General features: G+C 74.6%; 5 protein-coding genes. All 5 read right to left on the bottom strand.

What is annotated here, in order from left to right:
* Positions 1-130 precede the first annotated feature (130 nt).
* Positions 131-481: a hypothetical protein gene (locus tag G3I65_RS32415; RefSeq protein WP_309235840.1), complete on the bottom strand. Its 351-nt coding sequence runs from the start codon at positions 479-481 to the stop codon at positions 131-133.
* Positions 478-654, bottom strand: a complete 177-nt coding sequence (locus G3I65_RS56605) for a hypothetical protein (protein WP_086865721.1) — start codon at positions 652-654, stop codon at positions 478-480. The genes G3I65_RS32415 and G3I65_RS56605 overlap by 4 nt, the downstream gene beginning before the upstream one ends.
* Positions 655-702: 48 nt before the next feature.
* Complete coding sequence (locus tag G3I65_RS32410) at positions 703-936, bottom strand: hypothetical protein (protein ID WP_160699474.1); 234 nt, start codon at positions 934-936, stop codon at positions 703-705.
* Complete coding sequence (locus G3I65_RS32405) at positions 933-1,370, bottom strand: Asp23/Gls24 family envelope stress response protein (RefSeq protein ID WP_125315829.1); 438 nt, start codon at positions 1,368-1,370, stop codon at positions 933-935. The genes G3I65_RS32410 and G3I65_RS32405 overlap by 4 nt, the downstream gene beginning before the upstream one ends.
* A 90-nt stretch (positions 1,371-1,460) precedes the next feature.
* On the bottom strand, positions 1,461-1,757 hold a 297-nt coding region (locus tag G3I65_RS32400; protein ID WP_160699473.1), incomplete at its 5' end, for an Asp23/Gls24 family envelope stress response protein.

Below are 1,757 nucleotides of genomic sequence, written 5' to 3'. Positions count from 1 at the left end.
CACGGCACCACCAGCGGCGCCGCCGCCGGGCGCCACCAGTGCCAGCCGACCTCGAGCGCGAGCAGCGCCCCGGCGGCCGCGAAGGCGAGGCCGAGCAGCGTGGCCAGGATGCGGACGAACGGGCGCACGGCTACCGCACCCTCGGCGCGGCTTCGGGCAGCAGCGCGGACACGGTCACGGCGAGCGTCCGCACGTGGTAGCCGGTGATCAGCTCGACCTCTTCGGTGACCTTCCGCCGCACGTCGCCGACGACCGCCCGGACCGCGCCCGGGTAGCGCAGGGCGAGGTCCAAGGCGAGGTCGACGTCGTTGTCGAGGCCGCCGACCTTGGCCTTCGCGCCCTTCTTGCCGTCGTGCGCGGTACCCGGCACCTGGTCGGCCGCGTGCTGCGCGACCTTGCGCACCACGGCGTGGCCGATGGTGAGGGTGCCGCGCTCGTCCGGTTCGGCGAGCTCGCGCGGCACGTCGAGGGCGCGGTTCACTTGTCGCGGCCCTTGCCGAACAGCTCGCCGAGGTCGAGTTCGCCGTCGAGGACCCGGCCGGCGACCAGGCCGATGATCCCGACGGCCAGTGTCACCAGGAACGCGGTGAACCCCTGGGTCGCGGCGAGGCCGAGGACCAGCCCGGCCAGGAGCCCGGTCTGCGTTGCGTTCACATGTCCTCCTTGGACGGATCGAACGAAAAGCTTGCCCCGGCGGGGCGGTCACCGCACGCGGGGCGGGCGGCGGCGGAAGCGGGACACCAGCGCGGCCAGCCCCCGGCGGCGGCGCGCGAAGGTGACCGGGGCGTCGAAGCGGTCGTCCGCGGTGGACTCCCGGAAGCGGGCCAGCCCGGCCGCGAACTCGGCCGGGTCCCCGCCCACGTCGGGGTGGTGCGCGCGCACGAACGCCCGGAAGGCCGCGCGGCCTTCCGGGTCCTCCCGCGCGGGCCCGGTCACTCCACCCGCGTGGATTCGGGCTCTTCGTCGCCCGGCAGGTGGATGTCGTTGACCGCGATGTTCACCTCGATCACCTCGAGCCCGGTGATCTGCTCGACCGCGGTGATCACGTTGCGCCGCACCGCGCGGGCGACGTCGGTGATCCGGGCGCCGTACTCGACGACGACGTCGAGGTCGATCGCGGTCTGCTTCTCGCCGACTTCGACCGACACGCCGGTCGTGGTCACCGTGCCGGAGCCGGGGATCCGCTCGCGCAGCGCGCCGATCGCGCGGGACACCCCGCCGCCGCCCAGTGCGTGCACGCCGGCGACCTCGCGGGCGGCCAGCCCGGCCACCTTCTGCACGACCAGTGACGAGATCGTGGTGCGGCCGGCGGCGCCCTCCTCGTTGAGCGGTGTCACCGTGCCGGGGCTCTCGGTCCGTTCCGGGTGCATGCGTGCTGGCTCCTCTCGCGGCGGTCTCTCGCCCTTACGATGCCCGGGAGCGCGAATCCCTCACGCAAGCTCACCCGATCGGGGGACCGCTCAGTCCGGGTGGACGTCCACGACGTGCACGTTCACCGCGGTCTCGACGCCCAGCTGCCTGGACAGCTCGGCGGTGACCTCCCGCCGCAGCGCTTCGGCGGCTTCGTCGGCGACGACGCCGAAGCGGACCGACACCAGCACCTGCACGACGCCGTCCTCGACGGCGACGGCCGAGACGCGCACGCCCGCGGGCGCCCGGTCGGCCGCGATGGTCCCGGCCAGGCGGACGACCGTCTGCTCGGTGATCCGCAGCCCGCCGTCTTCCTGGGGCACTTCGACGGCCGCCCGGCCGCCGCG

The organism is Amycolatopsis sp. SID8362, assembly GCF_010550475.1.
In the GTDB taxonomy this organism is placed as follows: Bacteria; Actinomycetota; Actinomycetes; order Mycobacteriales; family Pseudonocardiaceae; genus Amycolatopsis; species Amycolatopsis eburnea.
Note: the sequence above shows the minus strand (reverse complement) of the source record. Positions and strands in the feature narration are given on the sequence as shown.